At 65.7% G+C, this 20,889-nt stretch carries 18 protein-coding genes and 1 pseudogene; 9 read left to right on the forward strand and 10 right to left on the reverse strand.

The genetic code is table 11. The features are described 5' to 3' along the window. Window positions 1-70 precede the first annotated feature (70 nt). Both D9X30_RS06655 and D9X30_RS06660 read right to left on the reverse strand, forming a co-directional pair. Window positions 71-1,120, reverse strand: coding sequence for a phytoene/squalene synthase family protein (locus D9X30_RS06655; protein WP_153946953.1), 1,050 nt, complete (start codon window positions 1,118-1,120; stop codon window positions 71-73). 84 nt (window positions 1,121-1,204) lie between these two features. Then, window positions 1,205-1,906 carry a DUF899 family protein gene (locus D9X30_RS06660; RefSeq protein WP_153946954.1) on the reverse strand — a complete coding sequence of 234 codons (702 nt, stop codon included), beginning with the start codon at window positions 1,904-1,906 and terminating at the stop codon, window positions 1,205-1,207. A 207-nt stretch (window positions 1,907-2,113) separates the two neighbouring features. Here D9X30_RS06660 and D9X30_RS06665 point away from each other — a divergent pair, with 207 nt between their 5' ends. The 3 genes from D9X30_RS06665 to D9X30_RS06675 all read left to right on the forward strand — a co-directional run bounded on the left by D9X30_RS06665 (window position 2,114) and on the right by D9X30_RS06675 (window position 5,600). Next, window positions 2,114-2,347 carry a CDP-diacylglycerol pyrophosphatase gene (locus tag D9X30_RS06665; protein ID WP_082926616.1) on the forward strand — a complete coding sequence of 78 codons (234 nt, stop codon included), beginning with the start codon at window positions 2,114-2,116 and terminating at the stop codon, window positions 2,345-2,347. Window positions 2,348-2,578: 231 nt separating this feature from the next. Further along, entirely contained in the window at window positions 2,579-3,850 is a 1,272-nt protein-coding gene (locus tag D9X30_RS06670) for an MFS transporter (protein ID WP_153946955.1), read from the forward strand. Between the two features lie 208 nt (window positions 3,851-4,058). Further along, a complete protein-coding gene (locus D9X30_RS06675) occupies window positions 4,059-5,600 on the forward strand; it encodes a methyl-accepting chemotaxis protein (protein ID WP_153946956.1) in 1,542 nt (513 codons plus the stop codon). A gap of 51 nt (window positions 5,601-5,651) precedes the next feature. On the opposite strand, the gene cyoD is transcribed toward D9X30_RS06675, so the two are convergent. The 4 genes from cyoD to cyoA form a co-directional block, all read right to left on the reverse strand. Next, window positions 5,652-6,083: a cytochrome o ubiquinol oxidase subunit IV gene (gene cyoD / locus D9X30_RS06680; RefSeq protein ID WP_153946957.1), complete on the reverse strand. Its 432-nt coding sequence runs from the start codon at window positions 6,081-6,083 to the stop codon at window positions 5,652-5,654. Further along, entirely contained in the window at window positions 6,080-6,736 is a 657-nt protein-coding gene (gene cyoC, locus D9X30_RS06685) for a cytochrome o ubiquinol oxidase subunit III (protein WP_153946958.1), read from the reverse strand. Before cyoC ends, cyoD begins: the two co-directional genes overlap by 4 nt. Then, window positions 6,729-8,732 (reverse strand): cytochrome o ubiquinol oxidase subunit I, encoded by a 2,004-nt coding sequence (cyoB, locus tag D9X30_RS06690; RefSeq protein ID WP_153946959.1) that lies wholly within the window; start codon window positions 8,730-8,732, stop codon window positions 6,729-6,731. Before cyoB ends, cyoC begins: the two co-directional genes overlap by 8 nt. Window positions 8,733-8,819: 87 nt before the next feature. Continuing rightward, window positions 8,820-9,878, reverse strand: coding sequence for a ubiquinol oxidase subunit II (gene cyoA / locus D9X30_RS06695; protein WP_153946960.1), 1,059 nt, complete (start codon window positions 9,876-9,878; stop codon window positions 8,820-8,822). A gap of 147 nt (window positions 9,879-10,025) precedes the next feature. On the opposite strand from cyoA, the gene D9X30_RS06700 reads away from it, so the two are divergent. Next, on the forward strand, window positions 10,026-11,348 hold the full coding sequence (locus D9X30_RS06700) for an MFS transporter (protein WP_153946961.1): 1,323 nt from the start codon (window positions 10,026-10,028) through the stop codon (window positions 11,346-11,348). Here D9X30_RS06700 and cynR read toward each other — a convergent pair. Next, window positions 11,314-12,219, reverse strand: a complete 906-nt coding sequence (gene cynR / locus D9X30_RS06705) for a transcriptional regulator CynR (RefSeq protein ID WP_153946962.1) — start codon at window positions 12,217-12,219, stop codon at window positions 11,314-11,316. The genes D9X30_RS06700 and cynR overlap by 35 nt on opposite strands. A gap of 104 nt (window positions 12,220-12,323) precedes the next feature. Between cynR and D9X30_RS06710 the strand changes: the two genes are divergently transcribed. From D9X30_RS06710 to D9X30_RS29690, 3 genes are all read left to right on the forward strand, one after another. Then, window positions 12,324-12,971 (forward strand): carbonic anhydrase, encoded by a 648-nt coding sequence (locus D9X30_RS06710; protein WP_249640903.1) that lies wholly within the window; start codon window positions 12,324-12,326, stop codon window positions 12,969-12,971. Then, complete coding sequence (locus D9X30_RS06715) at window positions 12,968-13,318, forward strand: VOC family protein (RefSeq protein WP_153946963.1); 351 nt, start codon at window positions 12,968-12,970, stop codon at window positions 13,316-13,318. The genes D9X30_RS06710 and D9X30_RS06715 overlap by 4 nt, the downstream gene beginning before the upstream one ends. A gap of 84 nt (window positions 13,319-13,402) precedes the next feature. Further along, complete coding sequence (locus D9X30_RS29690; protein WP_283780756.1) at window positions 13,403-13,537, forward strand: hypothetical protein; 135 nt, start codon at window positions 13,403-13,405, stop codon at window positions 13,535-13,537. Window positions 13,538-13,561: 24 nt separating this feature from the next. Here the strand turns inward: D9X30_RS29690 and D9X30_RS06720 are convergent, their stop codons facing one another. Together D9X30_RS06720 and D9X30_RS06725 are read right to left on the reverse strand one after the other, a co-directional pair. Further along, window positions 13,562-15,010: an HDOD domain-containing protein gene (locus tag D9X30_RS06720; protein WP_153946964.1), complete on the reverse strand. Its 1,449-nt coding sequence runs from the start codon at window positions 15,008-15,010 to the stop codon at window positions 13,562-13,564. After that, complete coding sequence (locus D9X30_RS06725; protein WP_153946965.1) at window positions 15,010-16,779, reverse strand: putative bifunctional diguanylate cyclase/phosphodiesterase; 1,770 nt, start codon at window positions 16,777-16,779, stop codon at window positions 15,010-15,012. Before D9X30_RS06725 ends, D9X30_RS06720 begins: the two co-directional genes overlap by 1 nt. Before the next feature lie 471 nt (window positions 16,780-17,250). On the opposite strand from D9X30_RS06725, the pseudogene ilvA reads away from it, so the two are divergent. Then, window positions 17,251-18,336 (forward strand): annotated as a pseudogene (gene ilvA, locus D9X30_RS06730) (threonine ammonia-lyase, biosynthetic); the annotation flags it as partial. Window positions 18,337-18,402: 66 nt separating this feature from the next. Here the strand turns inward: ilvA and D9X30_RS06735 are convergent. Then, window positions 18,403-19,872 carry an MFS transporter gene (locus tag D9X30_RS06735; protein WP_153946967.1) on the reverse strand — a complete coding sequence of 490 codons (1,470 nt, stop codon included), beginning with the start codon at window positions 19,870-19,872 and terminating at the stop codon, window positions 18,403-18,405. A gap of 243 nt (window positions 19,873-20,115) precedes the next feature. On the opposite strand from D9X30_RS06735, the gene D9X30_RS06740 reads away from it, so the two are divergent. Continuing rightward, window positions 20,116-20,874, forward strand: coding sequence for an SDR family oxidoreductase (locus D9X30_RS06740; RefSeq protein ID WP_153946968.1), 759 nt, complete (start codon window positions 20,116-20,118; stop codon window positions 20,872-20,874). Window positions 20,875-20,889: the final 15 nt, after the last annotated feature.

Below are 20,889 nucleotides of genomic sequence, written 5' to 3' on the forward strand. Positions count from 1 at the left end.
GGCATGGTGGGCGGCATCATAAGAGAAAACAGGGGCCGGGAAAAGGCGGGAAATGCCGAAGCCAGGGGCTTCAGCGCAAGCTTTTGTCGATGCGGGCGACGAGGCCGTTCATCCAGTTGCGCAGCGCCGCGTCGGACATGACCAGCGCCGTACTGCGCCACAGCACGCGATACACACTGTTGCGATTGACCTTGGTCACACGGGCGGGATCGAGCCACGCATCGTTTTCCACCAGTAGCGCCAGCGTTTCCAGGCCGATCAGTATCGGCCACAGGCAGGCCAGCCGCAGCCGGATGGCCGTGCGGGGCAGGGCGAACGTATAGGCCATCGCCTCGCGCAGGTGGTCGAGCGCAATGCGCACCAGTTCGTGCAGCATGGGCCGGGCGCGCCGCGAATTTGTCGGATCGAGCAGCATCGGCACGGTCAGGCCATGGCGGTCGAGCACTTCGGCGGGCAGGTAGCAGCGGCCGATGCGCAGGTCCTTGCCGACGTCGCGCAGCACGTTCACCATCTGCAGCCCTTTGCCGAAACGCACCCCGCGACGCCGCATCGTGTCGAGCGGATCCTTCATGGTGCCGGGCAGATGCGCATCGGTCATGGTGGTCCAGAACTCGCCAACGCAGCCGGCCACCAGGTATGTATAGCGATCCAGGTCGGCCAGCGCCGGCAGGGCCGCGACCTGGCCCGAGCGTTCGTCGGGGAAGGTCTGCAGGTCGAACTCCATGCCTTCGGTCAGCGTGGTGACGATGCCCTGCACGGCGGCGCGGTCCGAGGGCGAAAGCTGCGCCAGGACGTCCAGCGCCGGCGAAATCGATTCGAGCAGCACCCGCTCGTCGGACACGGTCTGCTGCCCGGCCACCTCCACGGCCAGCCGCCGCGCCAGCGCGCCGCCATCGTCGGCACCGTTGATGCGCTGGCGCAGTGCCAGCAGCAGGTCGAGCCGCTGCGCGGGCGGGATCAGCGAGGTGTCGGCGATGGTGTCCGCAGCGCGCGCCAGCAGATAGGCCAGCCCGACGGGGTCGCGCATGCCCGCGGGCAGCACGCGCAGCGTCAGGTAGAACGAACGGGAAACACCTTTCAGCAACGGGCCGAGCAGGAAGGCCCGGTTGGGGTTTGGCATGGCGGTTGGCAGACGATGGGACGGCGCATTGTACCCATTGCGCCTGCCGACGCCTGCGCCAATGCTTCCGCGCCGCGCCTGCCGTCAGTCGTACTGAAGCTTCGGATACCAGTTTGCGCCGCGCCCTTCGGGCGTGGTGTCCAGCAGGGTCCAGAGCGGATCGAGGTCGGGTGCGCCGCGTGGGTCCTGGCCAGGGTCGGCCATCGCGCCGCTCATCTCGCCGCTGTAGAAATGGCGAATCTTGCCGTCGCGTCGGGTAAAGACGGTGTAGCCGGGCATGTCGGCGTCGTCCGCGCTCACATAGTCACGCGTGAAAGCGCCATCGGTGTCGGCGTACACCTTCAACTGCGTCCAGCCGCGCGCGGCCTTGGCTGCCTTGAGCCGCCCGATCGGCGAGCGCGCCACCATGGCCAGCGCCACGCGCTGTTCGATGTCGGGCACCTTGCCTTCCCACGACGCCATCAGCGACGTACACATCGGGCAGGGCCTCTCGCGCTGCGGGCCGAACATGTAGCTGTAGACCACCAGCGTGTCCTTGTCGCCGAACAGGTGGGCCAGTGTGACCGGGCCGTTTTCGCCCGTGAATTGATAGGTTTGCTTCACTTCGCCGCCCGGGGGCAGCTGGCGGCGCATTTCCGCCACGCGTTCGATGTGCCGACGCAGCTCGATTTCCTCGGCCAGCAGCGCATTGCGGGCCCGGCGGTATGCGGCGTCTTCGTTCGGGAAATGCGCGCGATTGCGTTCGGCCAGTGCCTTGGCCGGGGTCAATGTGGACGATTGCATCATCGTCTAGCCTCCTGCAATTCGAATCCGTGGCGTGCGCGCCACGCTGGGGAAGACCCGCGCCTGCCCGGAAAGCCCCGGGTGGCGCGGCCATTCGACCAGCATAGGAAAAGAAGTGTCCACATACGCACCCCCACCCCTGCGCGGTCATTCCCATGTCATGCCGGGTTATGCATAATCTGTAGCATCTGGGCTTCAAGATTTGATCTGATGCGCGTGACGATTCGAACCACGACGATTCCTGGATCCCACAGCCAGGGCCCACTGCATCGGGCGGCGGTCTACCTCAATACCGAGGAAGATGCTTCGCCGCTGATGGTCAGTGCATGGAGTCAGCGTGAACCCGATGCTTTCCTTGCCGCCCAACGCTGGGCGCGCAATCATCACTACATGGTTTCGAATCCCCGCAACGGCACGTATTACGGTGGTCGCACCGCGCGCTGAAGTGCAGCGTCGGCGCACCGCCTGAAGCATTGGCCGTTGCGTGGTCTGGCACTGGTTGTGGCGGGGCCCGCCTGTGCCGACGCGAGCCTGCCAGGCGGAACCCTGCCGCGCGGCTGCGCGGTGATCGACCGCTTTTATGCGTTATCCGTGCCGGCGGGCGGGTGGGGCGGTTGTGGCCGCGTAGAATGGTCGCGAAAAACAGGCCGCGAGCCACATCCACGACGCGCATCAATGAATACCCCGGCAACAGAACCGGCAGCAGACCGGCGTCCCCAGACTTCCTCCGATATTGACAACAGCACCGCCGCGCGCGGCATTGCGTTGCTCACGTTCGCGTTCATCCTGAGCCAGTTCTATCGCAGTTGCCTGGCGGTCATCGCGCCGGAGCTGCAGCATGATTTCGGGCTGTCGCCAGCTGGCTTCGGCGCGCTGTCGTCGTGCTTCTTCCTGTCGTTCGCGGTGGCGCAGATTCCGGTTGGGATTGCCTTCGACCGCTATGGCGTGGGGCGTCCCACCGCGTTGCTGCTTGGCGTTGGCGCGGCATCCGCCGTGGGTTTCGTGCTGGCGCCCAGCGGTGCGCTGGCCATGCTGGCCCAGGCGGGCCTGGGCCTCGCCTGCGCGCCAGTCTTCATGGGGCTGCTGCACTATGCGTCGGAGCAGCTTTCCGAGCGGGAATACATGCGCGTGGTGAGTCGCTCGAACGCCATGGGCATGATCGGCGCGCTCTGCGCCACGGCACCGCTGGGCTGGTTCTCGCAGCATTTCGGCTGGCGCCCCGCGCTGGCCATTTCGGCGCTGGGCATGGTGGGTGCCTGCTATGGCGTATGGCGCTACGTGCGTGACAGCGGCCATGCGCAAGCGCGCCAGGCACCGATGGGCGCGATGCTGGCCGAAAGCGTGAAGCTGCTCGGCAATTGGCCGCTGTGGACGCTGATTCCGGTTTGCGTGGCCATGGCGGCCGGCACGGGTTTCCGCAACGCCTGGAGCGGGCCGTACCTGGCCGATGTGTTTGGCCTGCAGCCCGGCACGCGCGGCGTGGCGCTGACACTGCTGAGCCTCGCGGGCTTTGCCACGGCGTTCCTGCTGCCGGTGCTGGTGCGGCGTAGCACGCTCAAGCGCACCATCGGCGGCTGGGCGTGCCTGTCGATGGTGGGTGGCCTCGTGCTGACGATCTGGCCCGATACCGGCGTGGCGTCCGGCGTTGGGCTGATGGCGCTGCTGTCGACCATCGGCATGCTGCATCCGCTGGTGATGGCGCAGGGCCGCGCGCTGATTCCGCCGGCCAAGCGCGGTCGCGGGCTGGGCCTGCTCAACACGTTCGTGTTTCTGGGCTCGGCGCTGACATCGTGGGGCTTTGGGCTGATCGCCAATGTGGGCCATCTGCGCGACTGGCCCGTGGCCAATACGTACTCGGCCATCTTCTTCTCGGCCGTGGCCGTCGTGGCGCTGTCGCTGGTGCCGTACTGGTTCAGCCCGACATCGCCCGTTTCGCACCAGAAATAGGCACCAACATTACAGTTGGCTTTCAACGCGAATTTACGGCCGCAATTCGCGTTTTCCCTGATTTTTCGCTCAAGTTTGACTACGCCAGACCGTTAGGACTTCCAATGTCTGTCCGTGCGTACATTCACGTGTACGGCTGACGCAGGAGGAGCGGCCGGGGGCAACACGCGACTCGGCCTGCCACTAACCAATGGATCAGGTACAAGCAATGAAAAATCTTGGTATTGGTGTACGCCTAGGCATCGGCTTTGGCGTGGTGTTGGTGTTGTCTACGCTCATGACCGTACTTGGCGTCGTGCGCCTGCAGGAGGTTGCGGGCCGTACGCACGCGATGATGCAGGAGCCGCTGGCCAAGGAACGTCTGGTCAGCGACTGGTATCGGCTGATGTATGCAAGCGTGCGCCGTACCACGGCCGTGGCACGCAGTAGCGATCCGTCGCTGGGTGCATTCTTCGCGGCCGAGACCGCCTATTCGGTCAAGGCGATTGCCGAACTGCGCGACAAGATCGAGCCGCGCCTGTCCACGGAAGAGGAAAAGGCATCGTTCAAGAAGATCCAGGTGGTGCGCAACCCGTACAACGATTCGCGCGACAAGATCACCAAGCTCAAGGCCGAAGGCCTGACCGATGAGGCCAACAAGGTGCTGGAGTCGGAATTCGTACCGGCCGGCGATGCCTATCTGGCCGAGATTCAGAAGCTGCTCGATATCCAGCGCGCCTCGATCGATGCCACGGCGGTGCAGATCAACAACATCTACGAGAGCGCCCGCAACGGCCTGATCACGCTGGGCGTGATCTCGCTGGCCATTGGCGTGGCCTTTGCCTGGTGGCTGACCATCGGCATCACGCGTCCGCTGCATCGCGCCGTGGGCTTCGCGCGCACGGTGGCGTCGGGTGACCTGACCAGCCGCATCGAGGTGGACAGCACCGACGAGACCGGCCAGTTGCTGGACGCGCTGCGCGAGATGAACGACAACATCCTCGGCATCGTCAAGGAAGTGCGCGTCGGCACCGATGCCATCGCCACGGGCACCAGCCAGATTGCCGCGGGCAACACCGATCTGTCCCAGCGCACCGAGGAACAGGCGTCGTCGCTCCAGGAAACGGCGTCGAGCATGGAGGAGCTGACCAGCATCGTGCGTCAGAACGCCGACAGCGCCAAGCAGGCCAGCGCGCTGGCCGTGAATGCGTCCGAGGTAGCCACGCAGGGCGGCGATGTGGTGGGCCAGGTCGTGCACACGATGGACGAGATCAACGCGTCGTCGCGCAAGGTCGTGGACATCATTTCCGTGATCGAAGGCATCGCGTTCCAGACCAACATCCTGGCGCTGAATGCGGCCGTGGAAGCCGCCCGGGCCGGTGAGCAGGGTCGCGGCTTTGCCGTGGTGGCCGGCGAGGTGCGCAGCCTGGCGCAGCGCAGCGCCACGGCCGCCAAGGAAATCAAGTCGCTGATCGGGGATTCGGCCGATCGCGTCGAGCGCGGATCGGAGCTGGTTGCCCAGGCCGGTCAGACCATGGAAGAGATTGTCAGCGCCGTGAAGCGCGTGACCGACATCATGGGCGAAATCAGCGCCGCGTCGGCCGAGCAGAGCGCAGGCATCGAGCAGGTGAACCAGGCCGTCACGCAGATGGACACCGTGACGCAGCAGAACGCCGCGCTGGTGGAACAGGCTGCGGCAGCCGCCGGCTCGCTCGAAGAGCAGGCACAGCGGCTCAAGGAAGCCGTGGCGACCTTCCGCCTGGCCGCCTGAAACCGAAGGCCCGAAGCGTGGCTCCGCACCGCGCTTCAGGCCTGGCAGCCGTTACTTCGTCCTGGGCGGCACGATCGTGCCGCCCGACTGCGCGGCCTCGCGGGCGTGCTCCATCTGCGGCATCATGTTGCTGTTCAGGTGGAACATGACCCACAGCGAGCCTGACAGCGTGATCACCACCAGCGTCAGCGTGAACATCAGCGACAGCATGTTCCAGCCGCCCTCGGACTTCGCGTTCATGTGCAGGAAGTAGATCATGTGGACGACGATCTGCACCGCGCCGATCAGCAGGATCACCACGGCCGTGGTTGACGACTTGTCGAACACCTTGCCCATCACCAGCCAGAACGGCACCGCCGTCAGGAACACCGACAGCACGAAGCCCGTCAGGTAGCCGCCCAGCGTGGCGTGCGGCCCGATGTCTTCTTCGTGATGGCCGTGGCCGTGGTCGTGGCCGTTCATCGCGTGGTCTTGCGCGCTCATGGCAGCGTTCCCATCAGGTAGACAAAGGTAAAGACGCCGATCCAGACGACGTCCAGAAAGTGCCAGAACATCGACAGGCACATCAGCCGCCGCTTGTTGGCCGTGATCAGGCCATGGCGGCCCACCTGCAGCATCAGCACGATCAGCCACACCATGCCGAACGTCACGTGCAGCCCGTGCGTGCCGACCAGCGAGAAGAACGACGTCAGGAACGCGCTGCGCGTGGGGCCGGCGCCCTCGTGGATCAGGTGCGCGAACTCGTACAGTTCGACGAACAGGAACGCCGCGCCGAACACGCCCGTGATGGCCAGCCAGATCTGCGTTCCCGCCACACGGTTCTGCTGCATCTGCAGCATGGCAAAGCCATATGTGATCGACGACAGCAGCAGGAACGACGTGTTCAGCGCCACCAGCGGCAGCTCGAACAGCTCGGCGCCGGTGGGCCCGCCCGCGTATTCGCGCCCCAGCACGCCATAGGCGGCGAACAGGCAGGCGAAAATCAGGCAGTCGCTCATCAGATAGAGCCAGAACCCCAGCAGCGTGCCGTTTTGCGGGTGGTGCTCCTCGGTCAGATAGAACTGGTAGCCGCCCGGCGGTGCGTCATCCGCCGCCGAAGTGCTGTGCGCGTGGAGGGGAAGGGTCGTATCAGCCATGGCCAGTCATCAGTTGGGTGCGTGCCGCTTCGGTCCGGACCACGTCTTCGGTCGGGATGTAGTAGTCGCGCTTGTAGTTGAAGGTATGGATGATTGCCGCGATGATCGTGGCCGCGAACGACACGGCCGCCAGCCACCAGATGTGCCAGATCAGCGCAAAGCCCATCAGCGTGCACAGGGCGGCCAGCACGATCCCCGCCGCGGTGTTCTTCGGCATGTGGATCGGGATGAAGCCTTCCATCGGCCGCTTGTAGCCGTACTGCTTCATCTGCCACCAGGCATCGGTGTCATGCACCACCGGCGTGAACGCGAAGTTGTACTGCGGCGGCGGCGACGATGTGGACCATTCCAGCGTGCGGCCGTCCCAGGGGTCGCCGGTGGTGTCGCGCAGTTCCTCGCGGCGCATGAAGCTGACCACCAGCTGAATGATGAAGCAGGCAATGCCGCAGGCGATCAGGAACGCGCCGAACGCGGCAATCAGGAACCAGATCTGCAGCGACGTATCCTCGAAATGGTTCACCCGGCGCGTCACGCCGAGCAGGCCCAGCCAGTACAGCGGCATGAACGCGAAGTAGAAGCCGGTGAGCCAGAACCAGAACGATGCCTTGCCCCACGACGCCACGAGCCGGTAGCCGAACGCCTTCGGGAACCAGTAGTAGATGCCGGCCATCAGCCCGAACAGCACGCCGCCGATGATCACGTTGTGGAAGTGGGCGATCAGGAACAGGCTGTTGTGCAGCACGAAGTCGGCCGGCGGCACCGCCAGCAGCACGCCCGTCATGCCGCCGATCACGAATGTCACCATGAAGCCCACTGTCCACAGCATCGGCGCCTCGAACTTGATCTTGCCGTGGTACATCGTGAACAGCCAGTTGAAGATCTTTGCCCCGGTGGGAATCGAAATGATCATCGTCGTGATCCCGAAGAATGAGTTCACGCTGGCGCCCGACCCCATGGTGAAGAAGTGGTGCAGCCACACCAGGTACGACAGCACGGTAATCACCACGGTGGCGTACACCATCGACGCGTAGCCGAACAGGCGCTTGCGGCAGAACGTGGCCGTGACCTCCGAGTAGATGCCGAACACCGGCAGCACCAGGATATAGACCTCGGGATGGCCCCAGATCCAGATCAGGTTCACGTACAGCATGGCGCTGCCGCCCTGGTCCGCGGTGAAGAAGTTGGTGCCGACGTAGCGGTCCATCGACAGCAGCGCCAGGGCGGCGGTCAGCACCGGGAACGCGGCGATGATCAGCACGTTGGTGCACAGCGACGTCCAGGTGAAGATCGGCATGCGCATCAGCGTCATGCCCGGCGCGCGCATCTTGACGATGGTGACGAGCAGGTTGATCCCGGATAACAACGTCCCGACCCCCGCCACCTGTAACGCCCATATGTAGTAGTCGACGCCCACGTCCGGACTGTGCAGGATGCCGGACAGCGGCGGATACGCGAGCCAGCCCGTGCGCGCGAACTCGCCGACGAACAGCGACATCATCACCAGGATGGCGCCGCCGGTGGTCATCCAGAAGCTGAAGTTGTTCAGGAACGGAAAGGCCACGTCGCGCGCGCCGATCTGCAGCGGCACCACGAAGTTCATCAGCCCCGTGACCAGCGGCATGGCCACGAAGAAGATCATGATCACGCCATGTGCCGTGAAGATCTGGTCATAGTGGTGCGGTGGCAGGTAGCCGAGGTTGTCGCCGAATGCCACGGCCTGCTGCAACCGCATCATCACCGCATCGGCAAAGCCGCGCAGCAGCATCACGATGCCCAGCACGATGTACATGATGCCGATTTTCTTGTGGTCGATGCTGGTGAACCATTCGCGCCAGAGGTAGCCCCACACGCGGTAGTAGGTCAGCAGTGCCACCAGGGCGATGCCGCCCAGGACGACGACGGCAAAGGTGCCGATGAGGATGGGCTCGTGCAGCGGGATGGATTCCCACGACAGGCGGCCAAAGATCATGTTGGCGAGTTCTGAACGCTCGGGCATGGTTGTCACCTGGGCCTGTATTGACCACTGCTGGCCAATGATGATTGGCGAAATCGGATTCGTGAAGGGGTGGAACCGGGTTGCGCCTCAGCGCAACACCTGCCTGCCGTCATTGAGCGCGGCATCTGGCGCGAACACCGGCGCCACGTCCGGTGTGTTGCTCGCGGTGCAGATTTCCGCGGTCGGATCGAACCTGGCACGGTTGCGGTTCTGGTTCTGTGCCATGGTGTCTGCCATGCATGTCCCGCCCTCCACGCAGCGGTTCAGGATCAGCTTGTAGAGGTTGGGTTCGACACTGGCATAGCGTTGCACCGGGTCGCTCTCGCTGGGCTTGGCCAGCTTCAGATAGGTGTCCTTCGACAGCGGTGTGCCCGACGATTTCGCCTGCTGCACCCAGCGGTCGAAATCCTCGTTGGACATGCCGTGGAACTTGAAGCGCATGTGCGAGAAGCCCGCCCCGCTGTAGTTGGCCGACATGCCTTCGTAGACGCCGGCCTTGTTGATCACCGCGTGCAGCTGGGTCTGCATGCCCGGCATCGCGTAGACCATGCCGGCCAGCGATGGCACGAAGAACGTGTTCATGACGGAGGTGGCGGTGATCCGGAACGCAATGGGCCGGTCAACCGGCGCGGCCAGTTCGTTGACCGTGGCAATGCCTTGCTCGGGATACAGGAACAGCCATTTCCAGTCCATCGCCACCACTTCCACGGTGAGCGGCTTCACGTCGGCCGCCACCGGGCGGTGCTCGTCGAGGCGGGTCAGGGGACGGTAGGGATCGAGCTGGTGGGTGCTGACCCAGGTCACCGCGCCCAGCGCGATGATGATCAGCAGCGGCGCGGCCCAGATGGCCAGTTCCAGCACGGTGGAATGATCCCACTCGGGGTTGTAGGGCGCATCCTTGGCGCTTTCGCGATAGCGCCACGCAAACAGCAAGGTCAGGCATATCACCGGCACGATGATCAGCAGCATCAGGCAGGTGGCGATGATGATCAGGTCACGCTGCCGAACCGCCATGTCGCCGGAGGGCGACAACAGCACGGCGTTGCTACATCCCGCAAGGCCCAGCAGCATGGCGATTGCGGCACTTCGCAAAAGCATCTTTCCCGTCACACGAAACGTCGGCACTGCAGCTTCGAAGCGTGGCATGGTGTTGGAAGTGGCGTTTGATTAACGTCGACGGCTGACAGACGCCGCAATCTTTCGATTTCCAATGGCAGTTTAGGCGCTATTCTTGTTACTGCGGGACTTTAAGTGCAGTACGACATTCCTTCCGCACTCGATGGAGACTCCACGATGGCCAGTCTGTCCCACCAGCACCGCGCGTCGCCGACTGCACCTCCGGCGCCCGGCCACCATGACGTGGCACCTGCCGAAATCGCCACAGGCGTGGTGATTGGCCGGGCTTCCGAGTACTTCGATTTCTTCACCTACGGCATCGCGTCGGTCCTGGTTTTTCCTACGGTCTACTTTCCGTTTGCCAGCGAACTGGCCGGGCTGCTCTACAGCTTTGCCATCTTCTCGTTCGCGTTTATCGGACGCCCGTTTGGAACGGCGCTGTTCATGCGCGTGCAGCGGCGCTGGGGGCGTGGCGTCAAGCTGACAGCGTCGCTGTTCCTGCTGGGCACGGCCACGGTGGGTATCGCATTCCTGCCTGCGTACGCGTCGATTGGCAGTACCGCCATCTATCTGCTGGCGCTGTTCCGCTTCCTGCAGGGCATTGCGTTCGGCGGTTCGTGGGACGGGCTGCCCTCGCTGCTGGCGCTCAACGCGCCCGAGAACAAGCGGGGCTGGTATGCGATGGTGGGGCAACTCGGCGCGCCGACCGGATTCCTGGTGGCGGGCGGGCTGTTCCTGTTCCTCTATGTCAGCCTGACCCCGCCCGAATTCATCGACTGGGGCTGGCGCTATCCGTTCTACGTGGCATTCGCCATCAACGTGGTGGCGCTGTTCGCGCGGCTGCGGCTGGTGGTCACGCACGAGTACACGCGGCTGCTGGAGGAAGACGAACTGGAGCCCATCAGCACGCTACAGATGGTGAATGCGCAGGGCTTCAACATCTTTCTCGGTGCGTTTGCGTCGCTGGCCAGCTATGCACTGTTCCACCTGGTCACGGTGTTTCCGCTGTCCTGGGTCAGCCTGCACAAGACGCAGGCGATCAGCGACGTGCTGGCGATCCAGATCGTCGGCGCGGCCATTGCCTTCATTGGCACGCTGATCTCTGGCTGGCTGGCCGACCGCATCGGCCGGCGCACCACGCTGGCGACGATGGCGGTGCTGATCGGCATTTTCAGCCTCGCGGCGCCATGGCTGCTGGATGGCGGCGCGTCGGGCCAGGACGCCTTCATTCTGGTCGGATTCGGTCTGCTCGGGCTGTCGTATGGGCAATCGGCCGGCGTGGTCACGTCCAACTTCGACACCAAATTCCGCTATACCGGGGCCGCGCTGACCACGGATTTCGGCTGGCTGTTCGGCGCCGCGTTTGCACCCTTGGTGGCGCTGGGGCTGTCGTCGCTGTTCGGCCTGGTGGCCGTGACGCTGTATCTGCTGTCAGGGGTGGTGGCTACGCTGATCGCGCTGCGCATCAATCGCGCGCTGGGGACGCCCGACGACGCTTGAATTCGCTTAACGCAAAATCGACGAAGGCGCGTGCCGCGGCTGTGCGGTACGCGCCTTTTCTTTGCAGCAGCGCCGCGTGCCGTGGCGGCAGCGGGCGTTCCAGCTTCAGGATGCGCAGGTCCGCATGGCCGGCGGCGATGGCAGCCGGCAGCACCGTGGCGTGGCGGCCGCTGCGTACCGCATCCAGCACGGCGCTCACCGAGTTGGCTTCGAAGGTGATGCGCGGCTCGATACCCAGGCCGCCAAAGTAGCGCGCGATATAGCCGCGGGTGGCAAATTCCCGCGTCAGCATGGCCATCGATTCGCCAGCCAGCGCCTCTGCGTCCAGCGCGGCGCGACGCCGTGCCAGCGGGTGGGAGGCACCCACCATGTAGGCGAGCGGTTCCTCGATCAGCGGCGTGGCTTCCAGATCCGGCAGGTGGATGTCGTCGAAGGCGATGCCGATGTCGATGTCGTCATCGGCCAGCAGCGGTTCCACGCGTTCCTGCGGCATTTCGCGCAGGCTGAGCGTGATGTTTGGATACTTCCCATTGAACGCCACGATCAGCGGCACCACCAGGTAAGGCGTGAACGTCGGCGTCATGGCCAGGCGCAGGTTGCCGCGCGTCAGCTCGCCCACGTCATGGATGGCGCGCTGCCCGGCTTCCAGGTCCTGCAGCGCCCGGCGCGCGTGCACGTAGTAGGCCTGCCCCGCATCGGTCAGCCGTACGGCGCGGCCGCTGCGGTCGAACAGCGGCGCGCCCAGGGTGTCTTCGAGCTGGCGGATCTGTTGCGAGAGCGTGGGCTGCGAGACGTGCAGCGTCTCGGCGGCGCGCGTGAAGTTGCCGGCGTCGGCAACAGCCAGGAAGTAGCGAACGTGGCGCAGCAGCATGGAGAGGGTCAGCTATTGGTAATGCCAATGGTAGGCATAATAATCCCGTCTTTGACCAATGGCACGAGATTCGACATGCTAGCGGCTCAAATGGGGGGATTATCGTGAAAGACCTGATTCAAGGCATTCTCAAATTCCAGCGCGAAGAGTTTCCGAAGCGCTCCGCGCTGTTCCAGGAGCTGGCCACGCAGCAGAGTCCCAGCACGCTGTTCATCGCCTGTTCGGACAGCCGCGTGGAACCGGCGCTGCTGACGCAGAGCGAGCCCGGCAAGCTGTTCGTGATCCGCAACGCGGGCAATATCGTGCCCGCCTATGCCGTGCAGCCCGGTGGCGTATCGGCCAGCGTGGAATACGCGGTGGCGGGCCTCAGGGTGCGCGATATCGTGATCTGCGGCCATTCGAACTGCGGCGCGATGACGGCGGTGGCCATGTGCCAGTGCCTGGACCATATGCCGTCCGTGGCCGAATGGCTAGAACATGCCGCAGGGGCCCGCAAGATCAGCCTGGCACGGCCACATGCATCGGACGCCGAGCGCGTGGCGGACATGGTGCGCCAGAACGTGATCGAGCAACTGGCCCACCTGCGCACCCACCCGTGCGTGGCCCAGGCGCTGGCCGAGCGGCGCATTGCGCTGCACGGCTGGTACTACGACATTGGCACCGGCGCGATCGATGCGCTGGACGGCAAGTCCGGCCGGTTCGTGCCGCTGGCCGAGCATCCGGACGCCAACGCGACGGAGATGGCCGCATGAAGGTGAAGCGCATCGTCGCCAATGTCGCGGCCGCCGACCCGGCCGCCGCGCGCCGCTTCTACCACGACATCTTCGGGCTGGACCTGCTGATGGACCATGGCTGGATCGCCACCTACGGGTCTGTCGCCACGCAGACCGTGCAGGTCAGCTTTCTGTCCGAGGGCGACTCCGGAACGCCGGTGCCGGACCTGTCGATCGAAGTGGACGACCTCGACGCCGCGCTGGCCCGCGTACAGGCTGCCGGCCTGCCGATTGCCTACGGCCCGGCCGACGAACCCTGGGGCGTGCGGCGCTTCTTTGTGCGCGACCCGTTCGGCAGGCTGGTCAATGTGCTGGTGCATGCTTGACGCATACGGCGGCGCCTTGGAAGTGAAACAATCCGTACACGTTGCACCAACGCCAAGACTTGCCGTTTAACGGCCGACAAGCTTATGCAGTTGCCCCCGACTCCCGCGGGGGCGATCGCCTTCGACCCGCTGCGCCACGGCAATGTCCACGACCTGCTGGCCGAAGCGGATGCGGCGATGTACGCCAACAAGGCCGCGCGCAAGGCACAGCGCCACTGAAGGGCGCGGCGCGGGCCCAAGGGATCAGCGTGGGCGTGGCGGGGTGCGGTCGGGCGCGGCCCGCAAGACGCCGGCGGCGATCTCGCCGGTCAGCGCGTCGATCGCTTCGAGTTCGGCCTCGCCGATGACCACCGGCATGCGGGTGCTGCCCCAGTCGCCATAGATCATGGCGATGCAGCGGTTGCGGATCTTCACCGGCGCCAGCAGCACCGTGCGCGCATCGGGCAGCGCATCGCGATACCAGCGTGGCATGCGCTGCGCCATCTCCGCGTCGAACGTGTCCTCGATCAGCAGCGGCCTGGCAGACAGCCCGGCAAAGTGGAACACATCGGGCACGAAGCCTTCCTCGTACGACAGCGCGGGCAGTGCCTCGCGCATGCCTTCGCCAAAGCCCAGGCGCGCATGGAAGCGGCGCGTGGTGGGGTTCAGCATCATCAGGAAGCAGCGCGAGAAATCGAGCGCCCGCATGCTGGTCTCCAGCACCATCGGCGCCAGTTGCGAAACGGTCAGGCCGGCGCCTTCGCGTTGCACTTCGGCCAGACCCGCCCGCAGGCGTTCGAGCACGTTCACCGGCTGCGGCCCGTGGGGGGCGCCGCCGTCCGCCGGCGCGGCGGCTTCCGATGCGGTGATCGACGTGCTGAGTGCCTCGGCCTGGCGCACGGCCACGCTGACATCGCCGGGATTGAGGCCCAGCATCTTGGCATGCGAGTTGAGCAGGGTCTCCACGGACGCCTCGTCGCCCTCGCGCACCATCGTGACGGCGGCCTCGGCAGACACGTGGGCGATGGCCGACAGCCAGTCCGAATGGGTTTCCAGCACGGTGTCGGCGGACAGCGTGCGCGGCTTCATGGCATGGGCGATCACGCCCGGCAGCCGCCATTTGCGCGCGGCGGCCTCGGCGATGTCTTCCAGCGACACCCCCAGCACCTCCAGCGCGGCCTCGTTCTCGGTCATCGGATGCGCGGCGCACATGGCCTCCACGCGTTCCCATTCGTCCGGGTAGTAGAACACCAGCAGCAGGCGGCTCATGTGGTGCATCAGCGTGCAGACCACCGCTTCCTCGCCCTCGTTGATGCCGCGTGCCTGCGTGAGCGCGCGCGTGATCTCGCCGGCCACCAGCGCGCGTTGCAGTGCCTTCAGCGCCTGCGGGCGCTTGGGCGCCACGCCGTGGAAGTAGTCGAGCAACTGGATGCCGAGGGTCAGGTGGCTGATGGCCTCCACGCCCAGCACCAGGATGGCGCGGGATACCGTGGTGACTTCGCCGCCGAAAGACCGGTACATCGCCGAGTTGGCCAGCCGGATCACCTTCTGCGACAGGCTGAAGTCCGACAGCACGCTCGTGGCCATCTCGCCGACGGTCAGGTCGGCGTTGAGCGTCTTGAAGATGTTGTCGACGCAGTACTGCAGCGTCGGGAAGTCTCCCTGCTGCGCCATGCGTGCCCACAGGGTCTCGAAGAACTCCGTCTTGGACATCAGGACACCACCCGCTGCGCGAACACTTCGCCGAGGCCCATGATGAGCTTGCCATCCAGCACGGCATTTTCGAAGTCGGACGGGCTCAGGGCGCGCGCATAGCGCCAGCCCTGCACCAGGTCGCAGCCCTGCGCGGCCAGCAGCGCGCCCTGTGCGTCGGTCTCGACGCCCTCGGCGATGGCCACCAGGCCCAGCTCGCGCGCCAGCGACAGCACGGCGGACACGATGGTGCGCGCGTGCGGGGAATCGATCATGTCGGCCACGAAGCTGCGATCCACCTTCAGCGCGGACAGCGGGAAGCGCCGCAGGTACGACAGGCTCGAATAGCCGGTGCCGAAGTCGTCCACGGCAAAGCGGATGCCCAGCGCGCGCAGCGACAGCAGCAGGCGCTCGGCGGCCTGCGGGTCGGTCATCAGTGCGCTTTCAGTGATTTCCAGCACCAGGCGGTCGGCGCCGATGCCCGCGTCCTGAATCGCGCCGCGCACACTGTCGTAGAAGTTCGGGTGCAGGAACTGCACGGCCGACACGTTGACCGACATGTGGCCCACGCGGATGCCCTGCGCATCCCAGGCGGCCAGCTGCGCGCAGGCGCAGCGCAGCGCCCAGGCACCCAGATGTTTGATCAGGCCGTTCTTCTCCGCCACGGGGATGAACACGTCGGGACGCACGTACTCGCCGGCGTGCTCCCAGCGCATCAGCGCCTCCACCGCGCAGATCTCGCCGGAGCCTGGCCACACGATCGGCTGGTAGTGCAGCAGGAATTCGCCGCTCTGCACCGCTTCGAACATGCTCTGCTCGATCCGGAACTGCTCGTCGAGCCGGCGGTCGAGTTCGGGCGAATAGACGCAGTAGCGGTTCTTGCCCAGCGCCTTGGCCTCGTACATGGCCAGATCTGCACGGCGCAGCCATTGCGATTCGCTCTGCGGGGCTTCGGTCGAAAAGGCCAGGCCGATGCTGGTGGTGATGCGCACATGGCAGCCGCCCAGCAGGAACGGCTGGCGGCACACGTGGATCACGCGCTCCAGGATGCGCACGGCCTCGGCCTCGGACTCCAGGCCGTCCATCATCAGCACGAACTCGTCGCCGCCCAGGCGGGCCACGCTGTGGTGCGCGCGCACGGTGTCCTGCAGCCGCGCGCCCACTTCCTTGAGCAGCGCATCGCCGTACTCGTGCCCCAGCGAATCGTTGATGTTCTTGAAGCCGTCCAGGTCCATCAGCGCCAGCGCGAACGACTGGCGCGACACCGGGCCGGACGTGTATTCCTCGATCCGCTTGCGGATGAAGGCGCGGTTGCCCACGCCCGTCAACGGATCCAGGAAGGCACGCTCGGTCAGCTGGCGCTCGGATTCCACCCAGTCCGTGACGTCGTGGCCGAACAGCAGCAGGCTGGCCGCGCCGGCGGCGGCACGGTGATGGCTCACGCGCAGGTCGATCCACCCCGGGCGGCCACCGCCCACCACGCGCACGCGCTCGCGTCGGGCGGCGTGGTCCTGCGCGCAGCCCTGCAGCATGCGGGCCACGCGCTCGCGCGATTCCAGCGCGATCAGGTCGAGTACGGAGGTGTGCAGCAGGTAGTCCAGCGGATAGACCAGCAGGTCGGCCGTGGTTTCGGTGGCTTCCAGGATGCGGCCCTGGATGTCGACCCGCATGGCCAGCGCGCCGGAAGCTTCCAGCAACGCCCAGGCCTCGTCCCCGGCAGGGGTGGCAGCGGCCAGCCGGCGATCGGCAGGCTCGGGTGCCAGGGCGACATCGTATGCAAGCGCGGTCATGTATCTGTTATGCCCGAAGTCCCGTGGATGCAGGACAGATATCGGATGGATTCTTTTGGAACTGAAGCGCCGGCTGCCCGTGGGACAAAACCAGTCCGGAGCGGATATCCAACCCGGAACATGACCTCTGGCTTCAACGGGGCCGGACGTGACGACAACGGCGATTCTAATACGAGCTTGCGTCCGCCTGAACCCCGCATGGGGAAACGGATTGCGGGAATCGGCGCGGCCGCAACAGGCGGCCGGGGCCGCCGCGCAGCCGAACATCGCCGGGATTGACACAATGTGCATAAATCCGTGACACTCGACGCCATGACCTGTTTCGGCCTGAACATCATCGCGATTATTCGCACCATTCCTCGAATGGTGGGTTAGCGCGCGTCCGGAACAGACAACAACAACCCGCCCAACGAGGCGGGTTTTTTGTGGCCGCCTCCTGGGGACACCCCCCTATCCAGACAGGAGCGTTCCATGCCGCAATCCCCGGTTTCCGCCGTCCCCGCCACCACCCGGCACGCCGCCCTCGGCGCAGCTTGCGGGCTTGTGCACGCAGATGCCGATGCGTTCGACGCAGATGACTACCTGAGACGGATCTTGACCGCCCGCGTGTACGACGTGGCGCGCGAAACGCCGCTCGACCTGGCGCCGGCGCTGTCGGCGCGCCTGGGCCACCAGGTCTGGCTCAAGCGCGAGGATCATCAGCCCGTGTTCTCGTTCAAGGTGCGTGGCGCCTACAACAAGATGGCCAGCCTGCCGGCCGAGGCGCTGGCGCGCGGCGTGATCACGGCGTCGGCCGGCAACCATGCCCAGGGGGTGGCGCTGTCGGCGGCGCGGCTTGGCGTGCGGGCGGTCATCGTGGTGCCGCAGACCGCGCCCCAGGTCAAGGTCGACGCCGTACGCGCCCATGGCGGCGAGATGGTGGAAGTGGTGCAGGCGGGCGAATCCTATTCCGAAGCCTATGACCATGCGATGGCCCTGCAGCGTGAGCAGGCGCTGACTTTCATCCCGGCCTTTGACGATCCTGAGGTGATCGCCGGTCAGGGCACGGTGGGCATGGAGATCCTGCGCCAGCATCGCGGGGCGCTCGATGCCGTGTTCGTGCCGATTGGCGGGGGCAGCCTGGCGGCTGGCGTGGCGGCCTATGTCAAGGCGGTGCGCCCGGAGGTACAGGTCATCGGCGTGCAGACCGAGGATTCATGCGCGATGGCCCGTTCGCTGGCGGCCGGCGAGCGCGTGACGCTGGATTCGGTGGGGCTGTTTTCCGATGGCACGGCAGTCAAGCGCGTGGGGGAGGAGACCTTCCGGCTATGCCGGCATCTGCTCGACGGCGTGCTCACGGTCGATACGGACGCGCTGTGCGCGGCCATCAAGGACATCTTCCAGGACACCCGGAGCCTGGTGGAACCGGCCGGTGCGCTGGCACTGGCGGGGCTGAAGCAGTATGCGGCGGGGCTGCCGCAGGATGCGCGGCAGGCGCTGGTGGCCATCACGTCCGGGGCGAACATGAACTTCGACCGCCTGCGCATCGTGGCGGAGCGGGCCGAGGCCGTGGAGGCCGCTGCCCGCTAACGGTATACGCGAGCCGGCGGCCCCGGGGTACCCCGGAGCCGGCTGGCGACCCGATCAGGACTGGAAGTCCTCGGCATCCACGTCGTAGTTGGCCGGTTCCCAGCGGATCGCCAGCAGGGCCAGCAGGCCGGCCAGCGGCGCCAGGGCGATGACCCAGAACACCTTGGTGGACAAGGCGGCGGCCAGCACCGGGAACAGGAACAGCGACGCGGTGGAACTGGCGCGCATCAGCGTCTGGTTAAAGCCCACGCCCACGCCACGCAGCGACGTCGGGTAGCTCAGCGACGCATAGGTCATGGTATGCGCGCCCGGGCCAAAGCCCTGGCCCAGCAGGAACAGCGCGAGGAACGAAATGGCGATGACCACTTCCGTGCCCCCGGCAGGTTTGCCCACCAGTGCCAGGCCCACCAGTGCGGCCAGCTGGAACGCGTAGCCGGTGATGGTCAGTTTCCAGGCGCCGGTCCGCGGCACCAGATGCACACCGATCAGGCCGCCGACGAAGGCAAACAGCAGGTTCAGCGCCAGCGACACCAGGATGGTGGTCAGCATGGTCTGCGCCAGGAAGCTGGCGATGATCACGGGCAAGCCGAAGGCGACCGCGTTATAGGCGAACGACGATGCAATCGACATGATCGTGGCCAGCACGGTGCGGCGTGCATAGACACCCTTGAGCAGCAGGCCGTAGTTGCGCCACGATGCCGGGCGCTTGGGCGGCGCCACCACGGCATCGGGCGCCACCTCGGCGTCAATGCCGTACGATTTCCGCAGAATCCTGGCGGCGCCTTCCAGGTCGCCCTGGTTGGCGGCCCACACCGGCGATTCGCTCATGTAGCGGCTGCGCACGGCGATGATGATCAGCGCGGGCACGGCGCCGAAGCCAAGGATGATGCGCCACAGCAGGCCGCTGTGCGATGCCGGCAGGATCGCGTAGCAGCCCAGCACCAGCAGGTACGAGACGCAGATCGCCGCATACCAGGTGGGGCACCACATCGCCACCCGCGCGGCCTTGTTGCCGTGTCCCTTGAGCTTGGAGAATTCGGCCAGGAAAGCCATGGCCACCGGCAGGTCGATACCGACGCCAAGGCCCATCACGAAGCGGGCACCGGCCAGCACGTATTCGTTCGGTGCCAGCGCGCAGGCGATGGCGGCGATCACGAAGCAGAGCATGTCGGCCATGAACACACGGTAGCGGCCGATACGGTCGGTGAGATAGCCGCCCAGGAATGCGCCGACAATCGCACCAAACGTGATGGCGGACGCCACCATGCCGGTGCCGGCTGGCGTCAGCCCGAATTCCCGGGTGACATCCTTCAGGCCGAAGGCCAGGGCACCGAGGTCATAGGCGTCCAGGAAGATGCCGCCCAGCGCGATGGCTACCACGATGCGGGCGTTGCTGACGGCGGCGCCGCCATCGTTGACGAGCCGTGCCACATCGGCGGCGGAACGGATAACGGCCCGGGGCGGCGCGGCCGTCTGGGCGGAAGCCTGGGCGCCGGCGGGCGACAGGGCGAGATCGACTGACATTTGTAGGGGTACGAGGGCGCTGGAAAAGGAAGGCGAGCGCCTCCCGGCACCCGCCCAGTCAGCGCGAATCGTACGACAACCATCCGGCCGGCCCAAATGCATTGTTGTTATATCTTTAGAACTTCGCTTGCCTTGGCCGGTGAAATCCTTGGCGGAACGCCCCCGGTGCAGCAGCCTGTGTTGTACGATGACCGCCTGGTCAGGACTTGCACCCCCATCCACTCAGAAACGGAGACTCCGGGTATGACACAGCAGGCAAAGGTCGCATTGGTCACGGGCGCCGCGCGCGGCATCGGCAAGGCGGTGGCGCAGGCCATGCTGGCCGACGGCTATCAGGTAGTGCTGGCGGGACGCACCGCCGAAACGCTGGAAGCCCTGGCCGAACAGGCCGCGGCAGCCGGGCAGACGGCGCTGGCCGTGCAGTGCGATGTCAGCAACCCGGCGTCGGTCGATGCGTTGTACGAGAAAGTGAGCGAACGCTTCGGTCGTCTTGATGTGCTGTTCAACAACGCGGGCGTCAATGCGCCGGCGATCAGCATCGACGAGCTGTCTTTCGAACAGTGGAAGGCGGTGCTCGATACCAACCTGACCGGCGCCTTCCTGTGCGCGCGCGGCGCGTTCGCGCTGATGAAGGCGCAGAACCCGCGCGGCGGCCGGATCATCAACAACGGGTCGATCTCGGCCCATGCGCCACGTCCGAACACGGTGCCCTATACCGCCACCAAGCACGCCATCACCGGGCTGACCAAGAGCCTGTCGCTCGATGGCCGTGCCTATGACATTGCCTGCGGCCAGATCGACATCGGCAACGCCGGCACCGACATGGCCAACCGTATGGCGCGCGGCGTGCCGCAGGCCAATGGCGAGATTCGTCCGGAACCGCTGATGGACGTGGCCCATATTGCCAGTTCGGTGCTGCACATGGCCAACCTGCCGCTCGACGCCAACGTGCAATTCATGACCGTGATGGCGACAAAGATGCCGTTCGTCGGGCGCGGCTGACCGCAGCTTGCCCGA

Origin of the sequence: Cupriavidus sp. U2 (assembly GCF_009663685.2) — a bacterium.
GTDB classification, from domain to species: Bacteria; Pseudomonadota; Gammaproteobacteria; order Burkholderiales; family Burkholderiaceae; genus Cupriavidus; species Cupriavidus necator_C.

Coding starts and splice junctions, on each gene's coding strand:
- D9X30_RS06655 (WP_153946953.1), bottom strand. CDS start 1,120: ATGCCAAACCCCAACCGGGCCTTCCTGCTCGGCCCGTTGCTGAAAGGT.
- cynR (WP_153946962.1), bottom strand. CDS start 12,219: ATGCTGCTGCGCCACGTTCGCTACTTCCTGGCTGTTGCCGACGCCGGC.
- D9X30_RS06665 (WP_082926616.1), top strand. CDS start 2,114: ATGCGCGTGACGATTCGAACCACGACGATTCCTGGATCCCACAGCCAG.
- D9X30_RS06740 (WP_153946968.1), top strand. CDS start 20,116: ATGACACAGCAGGCAAAGGTCGCATTGGTCACGGGCGCCGCGCGCGGC.
- D9X30_RS06675 (WP_153946956.1), top strand. CDS start 4,059: ATGAAAAATCTTGGTATTGGTGTACGCCTAGGCATCGGCTTTGGCGTG.
- D9X30_RS06660 (WP_153946954.1), bottom strand. CDS start 1,906: ATGATGCAATCGTCCACATTGACCCCGGCCAAGGCACTGGCCGAACGC.
- D9X30_RS06700 (WP_153946961.1), top strand. CDS start 10,026: ATGGCCAGTCTGTCCCACCAGCACCGCGCGTCGCCGACTGCACCTCCG.
- D9X30_RS06715 (WP_153946963.1), top strand. CDS start 12,968: ATGAAGGTGAAGCGCATCGTCGCCAATGTCGCGGCCGCCGACCCGGCC.
- D9X30_RS06725 (WP_153946965.1), bottom strand. CDS start 16,779: ATGACCGCGCTTGCATACGATGTCGCCCTGGCACCCGAGCCTGCCGAT.
- cyoC (WP_153946958.1), bottom strand. CDS start 6,736: ATGGCTGATACGACCCTTCCCCTCCACGCGCACAGCACTTCGGCGGCG.
- cyoA (WP_153946960.1), bottom strand. CDS start 9,878: ATGCCACGCTTCGAAGCTGCAGTGCCGACGTTTCGTGTGACGGGAAAG.
- cyoB (WP_153946959.1), bottom strand. CDS start 8,732: ATGCCCGAGCGTTCAGAACTCGCCAACATGATCTTTGGCCGCCTGTCG.
- D9X30_RS06735 (WP_153946967.1), bottom strand. CDS start 19,872: ATGTCAGTCGATCTCGCCCTGTCGCCCGCCGGCGCCCAGGCTTCCGCC.
- D9X30_RS29690 (WP_283780756.1), top strand. CDS start 13,403: ATGCAGTTGCCCCCGACTCCCGCGGGGGCGATCGCCTTCGACCCGCTG.
- cyoD (WP_153946957.1), bottom strand. CDS start 6,083: ATGAGCGCGCAAGACCACGCGATGAACGGCCACGACCACGGCCACGGC.
- D9X30_RS06720 (WP_153946964.1), bottom strand. CDS start 15,010: ATGTCCAAGACGGAGTTCTTCGAGACCCTGTGGGCACGCATGGCGCAG.
- D9X30_RS06670 (WP_153946955.1), top strand. CDS start 2,579: ATGAATACCCCGGCAACAGAACCGGCAGCAGACCGGCGTCCCCAGACT.